The following is a 16,476-nucleotide window of genomic DNA, read 5'->3' as shown; positions in this document are numbered from 1 at the left end:
CGCGCAGATAGGTTGGGCGGGTGAAGGCCGACCACTTCGACCAGCAGAAGCTGCTGGCCCTCGCCGCCGAGGACGTCGCGCTCACCCAGCTCGCGCACCGGAAGCGGACGCTGCCGGAGGCGGCCGCCGTCGAGGCGGCCGCCGAGGCCGAGCGCGAGCTGGCCGCGGCGCTGGTGCGCGCCGAGACCGAGGCGCGCGACCTCGAGCGCGAGGTCGCGCGCCTCGAGGGGGACGTCGACGTGGTCCGCCAGCGGGCCGCCCGCGACCAGCAGCGGATGCAGGCCGGCGGCCTGCCCGCCCGCGAGGTCACCGCGCTGCAGCACGAGCTGGACTCGCTGGCCCGCCGGCAGGGGGATCTGGAGGACCAGGAGCTCGAGCTGATGGAGCGGCAGGAGGCCGCCGACAAGGCCCTGTCGGCCGCCCGCGAGGGGCAGGAGAAGGCCCGCGCCGATCTCGAGCGGGCCACGCAGCTGCGCGACGACGCGCTCGCCGACGTCGCCGACGCCACCGCCCGGCACGAGGCGGCGCGCGCCGAGGTCGCCGGCGGCATCCCCGCCCCGTTGCTGTCGCTGTACGACCGCATCCGCACCCAGACCGGGACGACCGGCGCGGCGCTGCTCAAGGCCCGCCAGTGCCAGGGCTGCCGGATCGAGCTGTTCGGCAAGGAGCTCGCCGCCGTCCGCGCCGCCGACCCGCACGAGGTCGTGCGGTGCGACAACTGCGGCCGCATCCTGGTGCGGACCGCCGAGTCAGGCCTGTGACCCGGCGAGGGGCCAAAGTGGCCACTTCGGCCCTACGGGGCGGCCGGTGAGACGGCTGATCGTCGAGGCGGACGGCGGCTCGCGGGGCAACCCCGGCCCGGCCGGCTACGGCGCGCTGGTCCGCGACGCGGAGACCAGGCGGGTGCTGGCCGAGCGGGCCGCCTCGGTGGGGCGGGCCACCAACAACGTGGCCGAGTACGGGGGTCTGGTCGCGGGGCTGCAGGCCGCCTACGACCTCGACCCTGAAGCTGAGGTCGAGGTCCGGATGGACTCCAAGCTGGTCGTCGAGCAGATGAGCGGCCGCTGGAAGATCAAGCACCCGGACATGCAGAAGCTCGCCCTCCAGGCGCAGTCGATCGCCCGGAAGCTCGGCGGGGTCCGCTACACCTGGGTGCCGCGGGCGCAGAACAGCGCCGCCGACGCCCTGGCCAACAGCGCCATGGACGGCAAGCCCGTGCACCGGGACGCCGCCGCCGAGCCGGTCACCATCGAGGACGACGTGCAACCGGCGCCCGAGCCGCAGCCGGTGGTGACCACGCTGACCCACCTGCTGCGGCACGGGCAGACCGAGCACACCCCGGAGCGTCGGTTCAGCGGCAGCAGCGACCTGCCGCTGTCCGAGCTCGGCCGCGCCGAGGCGCGGGCTGCGGCGCGGCACCTGGAGGACCGCGGGATCGACGCAATCGTGTGCTCGCCGCTGCAGCGCTGCCGGGAGACCGCGCAGGCCGCGGCCGACGTGCTGGGCCTGCCCGTCGAGGTCGACGAGGACCTGCGCGAGCTCGACTTCGGCGAGTGGGAGGGGCTGACCGGCGACGAGGTGCGCGCCCGCAACCCGCTCGCCGTCCGCCGCTTCTTCGGCGGGACCGACGTCCGCGCGCCGGGCGGGGAGTCGATCGCCGACGTCAGCGCCCGGGTGGCGAAGGCCCGTGCGCGGATCCTGGCGAAGCACGCGGGGGAGACCGTGCTCGTGGTCAGCCACGTGACGCCGATCAAGCTGCTGCTGGCCGCGGGGCTCGGCGTCGGCGACGAGGTGGTGCACCGGGTCTTCCTCGAGGCGGCGTCCCTGTGCACGGTGGCGTGGTCGTCGGACGGCCGGGCCAGCGTGCGCCTGGTCAACGGCACGAGCCACCTGCACTGATCGCCGAGCCAGGAGCGTTCGGTACGGATGTCGAGAACGGCGTGACGGGCTCCGTCCCAGGGGCGGAAGCGACCACCGTGGTCGCCCCGCCCTCAGGAGGCCCGGCATGACGCACGACCAGATCACCGAGATCCTCGATCGCCCGCTGAGCCAGGAGATGCTGGCTCGTGATCTCTGCCGCCTGGCCTACGTGGCCAAGGACGGGACACCGCGGAACATCCCGATCGCCTTCGCCTGGAACGGCAAGGAGGTCGTGATGTGCACGTCCAAGAACGCCCCGAAGCTGGCGTCGCTCCGTCAGAACCCGACCGTCGCCATCACGATCGACACCGAGGTGCACCCGCCCAAGATCCTGCTCATCCGCGGCACCGTCGAGCTCGACGAGGTGGACGGCATTCCCGAGGAGTACCTCGAGATGAACGGCTCCTACGAGATGACGGCCGAGCAACGGGTGGAGTGGGAGGCCGAGGTCCGCTCGCTCTACGACGGCATGGTCCGCATCGTGATGACGCCGACGTGGGCGAAGCTGATCGACTTCGAGACGACCTTGCCCAGCGCCGTCGAGGAGCTCGTCCAGCAGCGTGCGGCCCGACGAGACCACTAGAGACGGCCGGCGTCGATCACCCGGCTGAGGAACTGGCGGGTGCGCGGGTGCTGCGGTTCGCCGAGCACCTGCGCCGGCGGCCCCGACTCGAGCAGCACCCCGCCGTCGAGGAACGCGACGGTGTCGGCGACCTGGCGGGCGAAGCCCATCTCGTGGGTGGCCATCACGATCGTCATGCCCTGTGCGGCGACCTCGCGGACGACGGCCAGCACCTCGCCGACCAGCTCCGGGTCCAGCGCGCTGGTGATCTCGTCGAGCAGGAGGACCCGCGGGCGCACCGCCAGCGCCCGCACGATCGCCACCCGCTGCTGCTGCCCGCCGGAGAGCCGGTCGGGGAACTCGCCGGCCTTGTCGGCCAGCCCGATACGGGCGAGCAGCGCGTGGGCCTCCTCGCGCGCCTCGGCCCGCGCCCGGCCGTGGACGACGGTCGGCGCCAGCGTGACGTTGTCCAGCACGGACAGGTGGGGGAACAGGTTGTAGGCCTGGAACACCACGCCCATCCGGCGGCGCACCTGGTCGGCGTCCACCCGCGGGTCGGTGACGTCCTCCCCGTCGAGGAACACCTGGCCGTCGTCCACCGTCTCCAGCAGGCTGGCGCAGCGCAGCAGCGTCGACTTGCCCGACCCGGAGCCGCCGATCAGGGCGACGACGCGGTGCTCGTCGACCGCCAGGTCGATCCCGCGCAGGACGACGTTCTCCCCGAACGCCTTCACCACGTTCCTCAGCTCGAGGACGCTCACAGCAGCGACCCCGACTGCTGACGGCGCCGCGCCCGCGCGGTCACCGCGTCGGCCACCCGCGCCGACGGGACCGCCAGCAGCACGAACAGCAGGCCGGCCACGACGTACGGGGTGAAGTTGAAGGTCTGCCCGACGATGATCTGCGCCGCCCGGACGGCGTCGATCGCACCGAGGACCGAGATCAGCCCGACGTCCTTCTGCAGTGCGACGAAGTCGTTGAGCAGCGCCGGCGTCACGGTGCGCAGCGCCTGGGGGAGGACGACGATCCGCATCGTCTGCCGGTGGGTCAGCCCCAGCGAGCGCGCCGCGGCCCGCTGGCTCGGGTGCACCGACTCGATGCCGGCCCGGAAGACCTCGGCGACGTAGGCGGAGTAGACCAGCACGATCGCCGCCGTCCCCAGCACGAAGGACGACGTCGGCACCCCCTGCAGCCGCAGCGCCGGGACGCCGAAGCCGACCAGGTACAACACGATGATCAGGGGCATGCCGCGGAAGAGGTCGACGTAAGCGGTGGCGACGATCCGCAGCGGGGCGAACGCCGGCCCGCGCAGCGTGCGCAGCACCGCGATCAGCAGGCCGAACAGCAGGACGAGCACGGCGCCGACCAGCAGGACCTGCAGGTTCAGCCACAGGCCCTCGAGCACCTCGGGAAAGGCGTCGACCGCGGCCGACCAGGAGAAGAAGGTCGCCTGCACCCGCGGCCAGCCCGGCGCGCGGGTCACCAGCAGGTAGGCGACGACCGCGAAGACCAGCGTCGAGGCCAGCGCGACCAGCGTCGACCGCCGGGCCCGGCGACCCCGCCAGGCCCGGCGGGAGAGCTCCAGCTCGCTGGGCGCCGGGAGGTCGGCGGTCAGCTCAGGACGGGCGCGTCGGCGACGTCGGAGAGCCACTGCTCCTCGAGGTCGGCGAGGGTGCCGTCGTCGCGGAGGGCGTCGACGGCCTGGCTGACGCAGTCGGTGAGCGGGCTGTCCTTCTCCAGCAGCAGGCCGAACTGGTCGCCGCCCTCGCCGGAGTTCTCCAGCTGCCCGACGATCACCCCGTCGTCCAGTTCGGCCGCGGTGATGAAGAAGGCCGTGGGCAGGTCGACGACGATGGCGTCCACCTGGCCGTTCTGCAGGGCCAGCTTGGCGTCGTCGTTGGTGTTGAAGACGACGGGGTCGCTGTCGGGCCGGATCACGTCGGTGAGGGCCTGCAGGCTGGTCGTCGCCACCTGCGCGCCGATCCGCAGGCCACGCAGGTCGGCCAGGCTGGTGGCGCCGTCGGCGGGCGAGCCGGCGGTGGTGATCACGGCCTGGCTGACCGTGTAGTACGGCGAGGAGAAGTCGACGGCCTGCTTGCGCTCCTCCGTGATGGAGAACTGGTTGATGTCGAAGTCGAAGGGCCGCTCGCCGGGCTGGATCGCCGCGTTGAACGGCACCCGCACCCAGGTGACGTCCTCCTCGTTGTAGCCCAGCTGGCCGGCGACGGCGTAGGCGACCGCCGATTCGAAGCCCTGGCCGTTCTCCGGGGTGTCGTCGACCATCCACGGCTCGAAGGCCGGCTGGTCGGTGGCGATGGTGAGGGTCCCGGGCTCGAGGGTCTGCAGCTCGTCGGGGGAGCAGGCGCCGGCCGCCGACGAGGGCGACGTCCCCGCGCTCTCCTCCGAGGACTCCTGCGGGGCGCAGGCGCTGGCGGCCAGCGCGGCGGCGGCGAGGGCGGTCAGCGGGACAAGGCGGCGCATCGGGGCCCCTCGGGTGGTTGAACGGTGCAGGACAGCGGGGATCCTAGGGCGGCGGCGAGGCCTGGGAAGATGAGCGCTCCGCGCGGGGTTCGTCCTGTGACGGCCCCCACGACCAGCCCCTGGAGCCCGCGTGACCGCGACCATCGCGCCCGCGACCCCCGCCGTTGCCGGCGACGAGCGGACGCTGACACCCGCCGAGTACGAGACGTGGGCCGCGGAGGTCCGCGCGCTCGCCGAGGAGCGCGGGGCGGTGATCCTCGCGCACAACTACCAGGTGCCCGAGATCCAGGACGTCGCCCACTTCACCGGCGACTCCCTGTACCTGTCCCGCGTGGCGGCCGAGACCGACGCCCGCGAGATCGTCTTCTGCGGCGTCCACTTCATGGCCGAGACGGCGAAGATCCTCTCGCCGGACAAGACCGTGCTCCTCCCGGACCACGCGGCCGGCTGCTCGCTGGCCGACTCGATCACCGCGGAGCAGCTGCGCGAGTGGAAGGCCGAGCACCCCGGCGCGGTCGTGGTCAGCTACGTCAACACCACCGCCGCGGTGAAGGCCGAGACCGACATCTGCTGCACGTCGTCCAACGCCGCCGACGTCGTCCGCTCGATCCCGGCCGACCGGGAGATCCTCTTCTGCCCCGACCAGTTCCTCGGCGCGCACGTCAAGCGGGTCACCGGGCGGGCGAACATCCACATCTGGGCGGGGGAGTGCCACGTGCACGCCGGCATCAGCCCGTCCGACGTCCGCGCGCAGGTCGCCGCCCACCCGGACGCCGAGATCCTGGTGCACCCCGAGTGCGGCTGCACCACCTCGGTGCTCGACCTGGTCAGCCACGGCGACCTCCCGGCCGACCGCACCCGCGTGCTGTCGACCGGCGGCATGGTCGAGGAGGCCGCGCGGACGTCGTCACGCGAGGTCCTGGTGGCCACCGAGGTCGGCATCCTGCACCAGCTGCGCGCGCTCAACGCCGGTACGGCGTTCATCCCGATGAACGACCGCGCCGCCTGCCGCTACATGAAGATGATCACGCCGGCCAAGCTGCTGCACACGCTGCGGACCGGCGAGGGCGCGGTGGACGTCGACCCGGAGACCGCGGCGCGGGCCCGGGCGGCCGTCGAGGCGATGATCGCGATCGGCGAGCCCGGCCGGGGCGGGGAGTAGACGCCGAACTCCTTGACGCCGGCCGCCACGGGTCGGGAGGCTCCGGCTTTCTCCGGAGGAGTCCCGATGACCGCTGCGCAGACCATCGACACCCGCGAGATGGTCGTCGTCCACACCGCCTTCCGGCGGGAGTTCACGGAGGCCCCGGCGCTGATCCGCTCCGTCGCCGCGGGCGACCGGGAGCGGGTCCGGCGGGTCGGCGACCACGTCCAGCTGATGCTCGAGATGCTGCACCACCACCACGACGGCGAGGACCGGCTGCTCTGGCCCAAGCTGCTCGACCGCGTCGAGGTGGACCTGCGGCCGGTCATCGAGCTGATGGAGCGCCAGCACCAGGGCATCCACGCCGAGCTGGGGCGGGCGACGGAGTCGCTCGCCCGCTGGCGCGACACGGCGGGTGCGGACGAGCGCGAGCAGCTGGCCGGCTGCGTGGAGCGGCTCACGGCACTGCTGGAGGAGCACCTGGCCGCCGAGGAGGAGCGGCTGCTGCCGCTGGCCGCCCGCTGCCTGACCCAGCAGGAGTGGGACCAGCTGGGCGAGGAGGGCATGGGCGGCATCCCGAAGAAGCAGCTCCCCACTGTGTTCGGGATGATCATGAAGGACGGCGACCCGGAGGTGATCCGGACGATGCTGTCGCACGCCCCGCCGCCGGTCCGGGTGCTGCTGCCGCGGGTGGCGCCGCGCCTCTACGCCCGGTACGCCCGCCGGCTGCGGGCGAGCTGAACGCCGGTCAGATGCGGAGGAACAGGTAGATCGAGACGACGACGCCGAAGGCGACGATCAGCACACGCAGCGGTGTGGAGGGGATCTTCGTCGCCACGCGCGCGCCGAGGAAGCCGCCGAGCAGGCTGGCCGGGGCGGCGACCGCGACCACGACCCAGTGCACCGGCCCGAACAGGCCGAAGATCACGACCGTGACCGTGGCGGTGACCAGGGAGAGCGCCGACTTCAGGGCGTTGGCCAGCTTCAGCCGGTGCAGCGCCAGGCCGAGCACCCCGACCAGGATTACGCCGAGCGCACCGCCGAAGTAGCCGCCGTAGACGGTGGCGAGGAACAGCGCGACGTAGAGCCAGACCGGATCGCGGTGGGCTGCGGCGTCCTCCGCCCGGCGCAGGCGTTTGTTGACCAGCGGCTGCACGGCCAGCAGCAGGCTGGCCAGGAGGACCAGGATCGGGACGACGACGTCGAAGGCCTCGCTCGGCGTGGTCAGCAGCAGCACGCTGCCCGCCGTCCCGCCGAGGGCGGCGACGATGCCGAAGCGGACCAGCCGGTTGCGCTGCCCGGCGTACTCCTCGCGGAAGCCCGCGACGCCGCCGAGGTAGCCGGGCCACTGGGACACGGAGTTGGTGACGTTGGCCTGCACCGTGCCCAGCCCGAGCGCCACGAGCGTGGGGAAGAGGATCAGCGAGCCGCCACCGGCGATGGAGTTGATGCCGCCGGCGAGGAAGGCCACTCCCGCGGCGATGAGCAGATCGACGGCGGACACGATCGGCGAGCCTACGTCCCAGACCTCCGCGCTCCTCCGCTGGTCCGAGCTCTCGGTGCGGGTCGTCTGGTCTCCCTGGCGACCAGCCGATACGTCGACACGGAGACAGGTCGACAGCAGACTGCCCGGCATGGCGAAGCCGATGCCCAGCGACTGGCAGCGCGCCCTCGTGATCGCGGCGCACCCCGACGACATCGAGTACGGACTCGCGGCGGCGGTGGCCGCGTGGACCGACGCCGGCAAGGAGGTGCACTACCTGCTGGCCACCCGCGGTGAGGCCGGCATGGCGGGGGTGCCGCCGGAGGAGGTGGCGCCGATCCGGGAGGAAGAGGAGCGCCGGTCGGCGGCCGTCGTCGGCGTCAGCGAGGTGGAGTTCCTCGACTTCCAGGACGGCGTCCTCGTCGCGGGGCCCGACCTGCGCAAGGCGATCGCCGGCGCGATCCGTCGGCACAAGCCGAACATGGTGGTCACCGGCTACCACGGCGCCACGTGGACCCCGCCAGGGACGTCGCCGGGCTGGCTGAATTCCCCCGACCACCGTGCGCTGGGTCAGTGCGCGCTGGACGCCGTCGCCGATGCGTCGAACGAGTGGATCTTCCGTGACCTGACCGATCCGCCGTGGAAGGTGCAGTACATCGCGGTGACGGAGCTGCTCGACCCGGCGCACGAGGTCGACGTCGGCGAGTACGTGGATAAGGCGGTCGCCTCACTCAGCGAGCACCGTCGCTACCTGGAACTGCTCTCGGACACGCCTGTCGAGGAGCAGGCCCGGCAGATCGTGGACATGGCCACGCTGAGGGAGGACGACGGCGGGCGCCGGGTCGGCTTCACGCTCTACTGGGGGTGAGCGCACGTACACTGGTGATCACGACGGACGAGTCGGCCGGGCGGTCGCGTCGGCGGGGGAGACCCCGTCGCCGAGGAACGTCCGGGCTCCACAGGGCAGGGTGGTCGTTAACGGCGACCCGGGGTGACCCGCGGGACAGTGCCACAGAGAACAGACCGCCAGCGTTCGCGCTGGTAAGGGTGAAACGGTGGTGTAAGAGACCACCGCACACCGGGTGACCGGTGTGGCTCGGTAAACCCCACCCGGAGCAAGGTCGAGAGGGACGGCGGTCCGCCGCCGTCCTGCGCAGGCGTTCGAGGGCTGCCCGCCCGATGCCTGCGGGTGGACCGCTCGAGCCTGCCGGCAACGGCAGGCCTAGATGGATGACCGCCCATCGGGAGGCCGCAAGGCCCCCGTGGACAGAACCCGGCGTACAGGCCGACTCGTCCGTCGCCCGCCTCTGACCAGCACGTATACGGTCAGAGGAGGGCGTCAGTCCGCACGGAGTCCGCAACTCGTCCGAGCACGGAGTCGACTGCGGCCCTCGTCCTGTCGTCGGAGTCGGGCCAGAGGTGGCTGTAGGTGTCGAGTGTCTCTGCGGCGCTGGCGTGACCCAGCCGCGCTTGCACGGTCTTCACCGATTCCCCGTGCCGGATGAGCAGGCTCGCGTAGAAGTGCCGCAGGGAGTGCATGGTCACGCCGCTGAGCCCGGCACGCCGTACCGCGGGTCGCCAGACGGCCGCGGAAAACGCCGTACGGCGGATCGGGTCGCCGAGTTCCGTGGTGAAGACGAACTCGTCGGCCGGCCAGGTAGCGAGGTGGAGCGCCAGGGCGTCGACGACGACCTGGGGGAGGGGGACCACCCGGACGGACGCCTGCGTCTTCGGCGGCGCCAGGTAGGGCGCCCGGTCGGGCATGGTGACGAGCTGCCGATCGACGGTGAGCTGCCGGCGCAGGAAGTCGATGCGGTCGACGGTGAGCCCGAGGGCCTCACCCTGCCGGAGCCCGGTGCCCGCCGCGAGGGGGATCAGTGCCCGGTACTTCTCCGGCATCGCTTCGGTCAGTGCCTCGACCGCCTCGAGCGCCAACGGTTCGATGCGGCGGCGATGGATCTTCGGCAGCTTGGTGCCCTCGCACGGGGAGGCGACGATCCGACGATCGCGGACGGCGGCCTTGAAGATCCCCGCGAGGATGCGGTGGACCACTCCTACGGTCGCGGGTGCCAGGTCGAGGGACAGCTGCTTGACGAGGGACTGGATGTCGCTGGGCAGCACCGAGCCGAGCCGCTTGTCGCCGAGGGTCGGGTAGACGTGGCGGCGCAGCATCGTCTCGACGTGAGCGGATGTGGTCGGTCGATGGACCTGGGTGACACGCCACCGCTCCGCGTACTCGGAGACGGTCATCCGGCCGGCCGCGGGATCGACGTACTGCCCGGTGACCATCGCCGCGGTCATCTCGTCGAGCCAGCGTTGGGCGTCGACCTTCCGCTTGAAGTGCCGGGCGTGCTCCTTGCCCGTCGCGTCGCGGAAGCGCGGTCGGTACGTGCCGTCTGGTCTGCGAGCGATGCTCGCCATCGGCGGGACTCCTCTCGGTCGGGCGTCCGCTCGCTCCGGATGGATATGGACGCCGCTGAGCACGGCACCCCGGCCGAGGGCCGTCCCGCCATGATCTCTGGAAGGAGTGACACGCCTGTTAGCACAGCAGCCGGTTCGCGCTCGTCGCGCGTCTGCCAGGCAAGGGAGCGTGACTTTCTCTCCAACTGCTGACTGTGACGCGCCGAGCTCCTGTTCTTCTCCAGTTGCACTGCAGCCGGTCTCCGGACCCACGGCCGCCCATGCTTAGCCCAGCCTTTCGACGCCGGAGGTTTCGCGGGCCCAGCCGACGTGACTCGTCACCCCTGCCGGGGTTGGGGTGGTGATCGGAGCGGCACCCCGTGCAGGAGGAGGGCTGCTGAGGACTGAGGCATGGCCAGAAGCGCGGAGAGCAGCCGCGGCGGGCAGTCGTTTTCGGGATCGTCTTTGCTGGCCGCCGATCGCCGGGGTGACACGCCGCAGGAGGCCACTGGGGCTGGCTGTCCCATAGGCGCCGATTGCTGGCCGGAGCGGGCGGGGGAAGGGTGGGCCGAAGGCCCATCCCGCCAGGGACGCGTCAGCGCCCTTCCGGCGGCCGGTCCGGTCAGGACAATCTGGCGTGGGACAGCCGGATCACCGGGGAAAAGCGATCGGCGCCTTCGGCAGCCGCAGCCGGGGCTACCGGTATCGGTAGCATACGTGCCGTCTGCTTCAGGCGTGGTCGCACAAGCGGAGCGGCGAGTGTCGCTCCGCTTGGCCTGCTCCCGTCGAGCTTGTCCGGTATGCGATATGCGCAGGATGAGATCTGGCGGCAGGTCAGCGAGAGTTCTTGTCAACGACGGTCGAAAGTTGACCCTCTAGCGACGGGCGGGTTCCACGGCTTGTCGCAACACTCCTGGTAGGCGACGGGTGTGCGAGTGGGACGGCGGGGCCGGTAACGACAACTTGATCTCAAGTCCGAGTACTGGAAGCTGCTGCAGTCCGGCGTCGGCACGGTCGCCGCGTGCAAGCTGCTGGGCATCGGCCGCAGGACCGGCTACCGCTGGCGGGCCCAGAACGGCGGCCTGCCGGGTGACGTCCATGGAAGTGGTGTAGCTGGTCGGAGGTCTTGAGCTCGTCGGCGAAGTGCTGGCGTGCGAGAGGCCACCGCGTGGATCTTCTGCGTGAACCCGCCAAGGAACACTCGGAAGAGAAAGGCCACGCGATGGCCCAGGACCAGTCTGACGCTTCTATGGCTGTCAAGCCGCCTCGGGTAGGGCCTGCATGACGCGGAAGAGGTGGCGCGCCAGGTGCCGCTTCAGGCACCGGCGGATCTCGGCTTTGGACTTTCCTTCGCTGAGGCGCCGACTCTGGTAGGCCTGGGTCTGAGCATGGTAGGCCAGGCGACTGAGGACGGCCATGTGCAGCGCCCGGTTGACCGCGCGATCGCCGGTGCGGCTGAGCCGGTGTCGGACCGTCTGGCCGGAGGAGGCTTCCAGCGGGGCGACGCCGGCCAGGCGGGCGAAGGCCGCCTCGGAGTGCAGCCGCCCGCGGTGAGACCAGGCGACGAGCAGTTGAGCGGCGACGGTCGGTCCCACGCCGGGCTCCTCGAGGAGAGAGGGCGCCAGGGCGCGGACCTGGGCGTGCAGTTCTCGTTCAAGTTCGGCGGCGTCCTGGTGCAGGGCCAGGATGCGGCGCCCGGTGCTGCGCATTGCGAGCATCAGGGCGTGCGCCGACGGGCATCGCCGGCCGCTGCCGCGCATGGCGGCGCAGCGGCGGGCCTGGGCCAGTGCGGGCTGCCCGCGCAGCTGACTGCGTAGCTCGTCGGGGGCGGTGAGGATGAGGGCCTTGAGCGTGTTGATCGCGGCGGTGCGGGCGGTTACCGCGGTGTCGCGGGCCAGCAGCAGCACCCGCAGCCCCTCGCGCGGGCCGTCGGCGCGTGGGTTGCTCTGCACGGGGCGGGCGAGCGCTTCGCGCGCGGCCTGCACCGCGTCGAGCTGGTCGGACTTGCCGCGGCGACGAGCCGGGCGCTTGGGGTGGTCGATCTCGACGACATGCTGACCGTGCCGCTGCAGAAAGCGGACCAGTCCGACGCCATAGCTCCGGCTGCCCTCGACCGCCCAGACCAGGCGAGGGCCGGGCGCGTTGACGACGGCGAAGTCCAGCAGCTGCGCAAAGCCGGCCGGGTCAGTGGAGATCACCGTGGAGGCGATGCTCGCTCCGGTGGGGCGCACCAGCGCAGCGGTGTGGGTGTCGCGGTGGGTGTCGACGCCGATGACCGCGTCGACTTCTTCGGCCAGCATTGCGGGCTTCCCTTCGGGCGCAGGATGGGACGGTCCGGCGCCGGCCAGGGAGAGGACACCGCGTGGCAGGACTGTGATGAGTCACGCCGCGAGGCGGACAGGCTTCTGATCAGGCCAACGTGCGGATGGCCCAGGCCGGCGCCGGCAGCCTCCGGCGGACAGGTCAGACTCAAGGCACCGCCCTGGTGCTGCGGGCCACCCTGCTTGCCACGGGGGTCACGCCTCGGCTGTAGCCGCCAGCCTGGCATCGGGCCGGCCTCACGACCCGACACCCTCAGCCTCACAGCCCTGCTCGAACTGCTCGAGGCACTGAAAGTTGCCGACGTCGATGACCGCATCCGCACCGCGACCGAGACGCTCTACCAAGCGCTGATCGAGGCCGAGCTGACCGCGGTGATCGGCGCGGCGCCGCACGAGCGCACCTAGGCCCGCACCGCCCAGCGCAACGGTCACCGCACCCGCACGCTGACCACCACCGCCGGGGATCTGGAGCTGCGGATTCCGAAGCTGCGCACCGGCTCGTTCTTCCCCTCCCTGCTCGAGCGCCGACGGCGGATCGACCAGGCGCTGTTCGCCGTGGTGATGGAGGCCTATCTGCACGGCGTCAGCACGCGGAAGGTCGATGACCTGGTCCGCGCGCTCGGTGCGGACACCGGGATCTCCAAGTCCGAGGTCTCCCGGATCTGTGCGGACCTGGATGAGGAGGTGGGCGCGTTCCGGGACCGCTCGCTGGCCGAGACCACGTTCCCCTACGTGTTCCTGGACGCCACCTACTGCAAGGCGCGGGTCAACCGCCGGGTGGTCTCCCAGGCCGTGGTCATCGCCACCGGCGTGGCCGCCGACGGCCACCGCGAGGTGCTCGGCTGCGCCGTCGGCGACTCCGAGGACGGCGCGTTCTGGACCGCGTTCCTGCGCACCCTCAAGGCCCGCGGCCTGGGCGGGGTGCAGCTGGTCATCTCCGATGCGCACACCGGCCTGACGGCCGCCATCGAGGCGGTGCTGCTCGGTGCGGCCTGGCAGCGCTGCCGGGTGCACTTCATGCGCAACGTGCTCGCCCGGGTGCCCAAGGGCAACGCCGAGATGGTCGCCGCGGCGATCCGCACCGTCTTCGCCCAACCCGACGCCGAGCACGTGCACGGCCAGCTCGACGTCATCGCCGGCATGCTCGGCCGCCAGTTCCCGCAGGTGGAGACCATGCTGCGCGACGCCGAGACCGATCTGCTGGCCTTCACCGCCTTCCCCGTCTCGCACTGGAAGAAGAGCTGGTCGACCAATCCGCTGGAGCGGCTGAACAAGGAGATCAAGCGCCGCACCGACGTCGTCGGCGTCTTTACCAACTCCGCCGCGCTGCTGCGGCTGGCCGGCGCGGTGCTGGTCGAGACGCACGACGAATGGCAGGTCTCCGACCGCCGCTACCTCTCCGAGGGCTCCATGGCCCTGCTCAACCCACCCCAGTCCAACGAGGAGGTGGTGGCGCAGCCGGCGCTGATGGCGTCATAGTCCCAACCGCAGAAGCTCTCCGCGGCCACGAGCTACACCACGACCGGGGACATCACTGCCTGCCGCCGAGCCGGTTGGCCGAGTCGGCGCACTCCGGCCGCTACCTCTCCCGACTGGAGCGGCAGCGCATCGCCACCCTGCGCGAGCGAGGGCTCGGCGTTCGCGAGATCGCCCGACGGCTCAGCCGGTCTCCGTCGACGATCAGCCGGGAGCTCCGCCGCCATCTTCGGCCGCATGATCGCGGGATCTACGACGGCGACCTGGCCCATGCCCGCGCCCGAGAGCGATCGCGGCGACCGCGACGGCCGCTCCTGGCCCGCGAACCGGAGCTGCGCCGGATCGTTCAGGACAAGCTGAAGGAGGAATGGAGTCCGGCGCAGATCGCCGCGTATCTGCGTGAGTCCTAACCGGACCGGCCGGAGTGGCAGCTGTGCCACGAGACGATCTACCAGGCCCTCTACCACGCCGCAAAGGGCGGCCTGAGCGCGACGTTGACCAAAAGGCTGCGGACCGGTCGACCGCTGCGCAAGCGCCGACGCAGCCCGATAGCGCGCGCGCCGCGGTTCATCGCGCCCGGCCGGCTGATCCACGCCCGACCGGCCGTCGTCGAGCAGCGCGCTCGAATCGGCGACTGGGACGGAGACCTGATCGTCGGTCGGCCGAGCCGCTCGGCGATCGGCACCCTGGTCGACCGGCGCACCGGCTATCTGCGGCTGGTGCGTGGGTCTGTGTCCTGGCATAGGACCCTCCGGACGGCGTCCCACCGGCCGTCGACGCGGAGGGAGTGGTCTCTGGTGGAGGTGTTGTTCAAGCGGGTCGCCGGGCTGGACATCGGCAAGGCCTCGGTAACCGTGTGCCGGGGGATGATGGGCCCCGGTGGCCGCCGGGTCAGTGAGACGCGGACGTTCAAGACGACACGCGGGCACTGGCGTGATGCGTGCCCGGCTGCGGAAGGCGGGGTGACGCACGCGGCCATGCAGTCGACCTCGACCTACTGGAAGGGCGCGTTCTACTGCCTGAGGGAGGTGATGGAGGCCTGGCTGCCGCGCACATCAAGGTTGTCCCCGGGCGCAAGACCGACGTGCGCGACGCCGAGTGGAACGCCCAGCTGCTGGAGTGCGGGCTGTCGAGATAAAGACCCCCGCAACCGAGCTGATGACGACCAAGGCCTTCCGGGGAAGCGGCACCGCCGGGGTCTATCCGCCGCACCAGAACCTTAACGCGCCGTCAGCCAGGTGCAGGCGCAGAGGGAGTCCGTCTCGCGTGATCTTGGGGAGGCTCCCAATCTGGGACTGATCGACAAGTGGCATGTCCGTGGCGCTAGAGTTATTGGAAGAGTCTCCGAGCTCAGCGACGAACCGGGGGCCTCTTTCCTGCGCTTCGCGAAGGACTAACTGTGGTAACGGTCCTCGGTTACGACGAATTTTGCGAACGTCTGAAGTACCTACATGCCTTACTCAAGAACCCGCCCCAGTCCGTCGGCGGGGTTGGCGCGACTGCAGGGAGTTTTTCCTGATTGCGATAGCCACGCGTCCTGCTTCGGTGTCATGGCGGCCGATAGCTGACCGCTTCAAAAGACACCACATAGCTAGACGCACCTGCTCTGGTCGTTCGATGGAAGGTGGTCGTCATTTCCGAAGACTCGGCGGAACTCACTGCTTGGCTGGCGGAAGTGCGGAGTAGCTTTCCTGACGCGGATGAGTCTCGACAAGTGTGGTCATTTCCTAGCGACCTGACTCTTCAAGAGTTCCTGGCCGGCATCCACGACCGCCCTGAGGAGCAGGTCAGGATGGTGCTTCGAAGACTTCTAATTCCCTCCAGCGCGCTTGGCTCCGATCGCATGAACCTAGACTTATACCTCTCCATGAAGCAGAGTGACGATCCGCTTCTGTTGCAAGCTGGTAAGAAAATGGAGCAGGATGCGCACTTTCAGAGAGTAATCCGCTACTTCTCCGGGGCCACGGAAGAGTTGCCGTGGGAGGGGATCACGTGGATTAATGAGCTGCTTCCTGGGCGGCCGCGCGTTGCGTTGGAGGCCCTGTCTGCATACTTTGACGCACATATGCACTGCCTAACGGGATCAATGATCAACGCCGTCACCGACGCTGAGGAGGTGATTCGAGCTCGGTATATACGCGTCCCTGAATCATCGAGCGAGCTTCAAGCGCTATTGCTTGGGTTGTCGTTCCGAGAGTTCGAGCAGCTCGTAGAGCATCTGTATGACGCAATGGGATATCAGACCGAGCTGACTCCATCCCAGGGGGACGGTGGTAGAGACATCATTGCAAGGCGCAACGAGCCGGGGCGACGCGAGACCTTGTATGTCGAGTGCAAGCGCTACGAAGCCAAGGTCGGGGTCGAGATCGTTAGACGCCTGATTGGTGTTATCTCCACCGAACTTGCAAACAAGGGGGTGGTCGTCACCAGTAGTGACTTTACGTTGGGTGCTCGCCGACTCGCAGAGCGAGATCGCCGCGTTGAACTCATCCCGGGTAGGAACATGATATCTCTCCTAAATGAGCATTTGGGGACAGACTGGCCTGCTCGCCTTGATAGGCTAAGAGGGGAAAGGCCGTTCCGATCGTCGCGCCACAGTCAAAGCAACACTGGTGACTGATTCCCCGGCATGCCGAGAATTGCGAGGAGGTAGTGTGCCTTTCGCCTAAATTCCAAAGGCGCCATATGG

General features: G+C 70.4%; 15 protein-coding genes, 1 other RNA gene and 1 pseudogene. 11 read left to right on the top strand and 6 right to left on the bottom strand.

Annotated features, from left to right (window positions below; all coding sequences use genetic code 11):
* Positions 1 to 20 precede the first annotated feature (20 nt).
* The 3 genes from ACWIYF_RS17495 to ACWIYF_RS17485 all read left to right on the top strand — a co-directional run bounded on the left by ACWIYF_RS17495 (position 21) and on the right by ACWIYF_RS17485 (position 2,503).
* Positions 21 to 761 (top strand): zinc ribbon domain-containing protein, encoded by a 741-nt coding sequence (locus ACWIYF_RS17495; protein WP_448624102.1) that lies wholly within the window; start codon positions 21 to 23, stop codon positions 759 to 761.
* Between the two features lie 46 nt (positions 762 to 807).
* Positions 808 to 1,899: a bifunctional RNase H/acid phosphatase gene (locus tag ACWIYF_RS17490; protein WP_448624101.1), complete on the top strand. Its 1,092-nt coding sequence runs from the start codon at positions 808 to 810 to the stop codon at positions 1,897 to 1,899.
* A 106-nt stretch (positions 1,900 to 2,005) separates the two neighbouring features.
* Positions 2,006 to 2,503, top strand: coding sequence for a pyridoxamine 5'-phosphate oxidase family protein (locus ACWIYF_RS17485; RefSeq protein WP_448624100.1), 498 nt, complete (start codon positions 2,006 to 2,008; stop codon positions 2,501 to 2,503).
* On the opposite strand, the gene ACWIYF_RS17480 is transcribed toward ACWIYF_RS17485, so the two are convergent.
* Genes ACWIYF_RS17480 through ACWIYF_RS17470 form a run of 3 tightly spaced genes read right to left on the bottom strand, consistent with a single transcriptional unit; the run spans position 2,500 to position 4,963 of the window.
* A complete protein-coding gene (locus ACWIYF_RS17480; protein ID WP_448624099.1) occupies positions 2,500 to 3,243 on the bottom strand; it encodes an amino acid ABC transporter ATP-binding protein in 744 nt (247 codons plus the stop codon). The two genes, ACWIYF_RS17485 and ACWIYF_RS17480, sit on opposite strands and share 4 nt — an antisense overlap.
* The gene (locus ACWIYF_RS17475) at positions 3,240 to 4,133 is read right to left on the bottom strand and encodes an amino acid ABC transporter permease (RefSeq protein ID WP_448624098.1); all 894 of its coding nucleotides are present in this window, start codon (positions 4,131 to 4,133) and stop codon (positions 3,240 to 3,242) included. Before ACWIYF_RS17475 ends, ACWIYF_RS17480 begins: the two co-directional genes overlap by 4 nt.
* A complete protein-coding gene (locus ACWIYF_RS17470) occupies positions 4,094 to 4,963 on the bottom strand; it encodes an ABC transporter substrate-binding protein (protein WP_448624097.1) in 870 nt (289 codons plus the stop codon). Before ACWIYF_RS17470 ends, ACWIYF_RS17475 begins: the two co-directional genes overlap by 40 nt.
* Positions 4,964 to 5,093: 130 nt before the next feature.
* On the opposite strand from ACWIYF_RS17470, the gene nadA reads away from it, so the two are divergent.
* Positions 5,094 to 6,125: a quinolinate synthase NadA gene (gene nadA, locus ACWIYF_RS17465; protein WP_448624096.1), complete on the top strand. Its 1,032-nt coding sequence runs from the start codon at positions 5,094 to 5,096 to the stop codon at positions 6,123 to 6,125.
* A gap of 66 nt (positions 6,126 to 6,191) precedes the next feature.
* Positions 6,192 to 6,848, top strand: a complete 657-nt coding sequence (locus ACWIYF_RS17460; RefSeq protein ID WP_448624095.1) for a hemerythrin domain-containing protein — start codon at positions 6,192 to 6,194, stop codon at positions 6,846 to 6,848.
* Positions 6,849 to 6,855: 7 nt separating this feature from the next.
* Here the strand turns inward: ACWIYF_RS17460 and ACWIYF_RS17455 are convergent, their stop codons facing one another.
* A complete protein-coding gene (locus ACWIYF_RS17455; RefSeq protein WP_448624094.1) occupies positions 6,856 to 7,611 on the bottom strand; it encodes a sulfite exporter TauE/SafE family protein in 756 nt (251 codons plus the stop codon).
* A 130-nt stretch (positions 7,612 to 7,741) separates the two neighbouring features.
* Here ACWIYF_RS17455 and ACWIYF_RS17450 point away from each other — a divergent pair, with 130 nt between their 5' ends.
* Entirely contained in the window at positions 7,742 to 8,458 is a 717-nt protein-coding gene (locus ACWIYF_RS17450) for a PIG-L deacetylase family protein (RefSeq protein WP_448624093.1), read from the top strand.
* A 28-nt stretch (positions 8,459 to 8,486) separates the two neighbouring features.
* An RNA gene (rnpB, locus tag ACWIYF_RS17445) (RNase P RNA component class A) lies at positions 8,487 to 8,887 on the top strand.
* Positions 8,888 to 8,916: 29 nt separating this feature from the next.
* Here rnpB and ACWIYF_RS17440 read toward each other — a convergent pair.
* Positions 8,917 to 10,011: a tyrosine-type recombinase/integrase gene (locus tag ACWIYF_RS17440; protein ID WP_448624092.1), complete on the bottom strand. Its 1,095-nt coding sequence runs from the start codon at positions 10,009 to 10,011 to the stop codon at positions 8,917 to 8,919.
* 968 nt (positions 10,012 to 10,979) lie between these two features.
* Between ACWIYF_RS17440 and ACWIYF_RS17435 the strand changes: the two genes are divergently transcribed.
* Positions 10,980 to 11,120 (top strand): helix-turn-helix domain-containing protein, encoded by a 141-nt coding sequence (locus tag ACWIYF_RS17435; RefSeq protein WP_448628765.1) that lies wholly within the window; start codon positions 10,980 to 10,982, stop codon positions 11,118 to 11,120.
* A 126-nt stretch (positions 11,121 to 11,246) separates the two neighbouring features.
* On the opposite strand, the gene ACWIYF_RS17430 is transcribed toward ACWIYF_RS17435, so the two are convergent.
* A complete protein-coding gene (locus ACWIYF_RS17430) occupies positions 11,247 to 12,290 on the bottom strand; it encodes an IS110 family transposase (RefSeq protein WP_448624091.1) in 1,044 nt (347 codons plus the stop codon).
* Between the two features lie 246 nt (positions 12,291 to 12,536).
* On the opposite strand from ACWIYF_RS17430, the pseudogene ACWIYF_RS17425 reads away from it, so the two are divergent.
* The 3 genes and pseudogenes from ACWIYF_RS17425 to ACWIYF_RS17415 all read left to right on the top strand — a co-directional run bounded on the left by ACWIYF_RS17425 (position 12,537) and on the right by ACWIYF_RS17415 (position 16,407).
* Positions 12,537 to 13,790: pseudogene (locus ACWIYF_RS17425) on the top strand (IS256 family transposase).
* Positions 13,791 to 13,864: 74 nt separating this feature from the next.
* Positions 13,865 to 14,197, top strand: coding sequence for a helix-turn-helix domain-containing protein (locus ACWIYF_RS17420; RefSeq protein WP_448624090.1), 333 nt, complete (start codon positions 13,865 to 13,867; stop codon positions 14,195 to 14,197).
* A gap of 1,214 nt (positions 14,198 to 15,411) precedes the next feature.
* Positions 15,412 to 16,407 (top strand): restriction endonuclease, encoded by a 996-nt coding sequence (locus tag ACWIYF_RS17415; RefSeq protein WP_448624089.1) that lies wholly within the window; start codon positions 15,412 to 15,414, stop codon positions 16,405 to 16,407.
* Positions 16,408 to 16,476 lie beyond the last annotated feature (69 nt).

It is taken from the genome of Geodermatophilus sp. URMC 64 (assembly GCF_053502555.1).
This window is presented reverse-complemented; position numbering and strand designations above follow the sequence as displayed.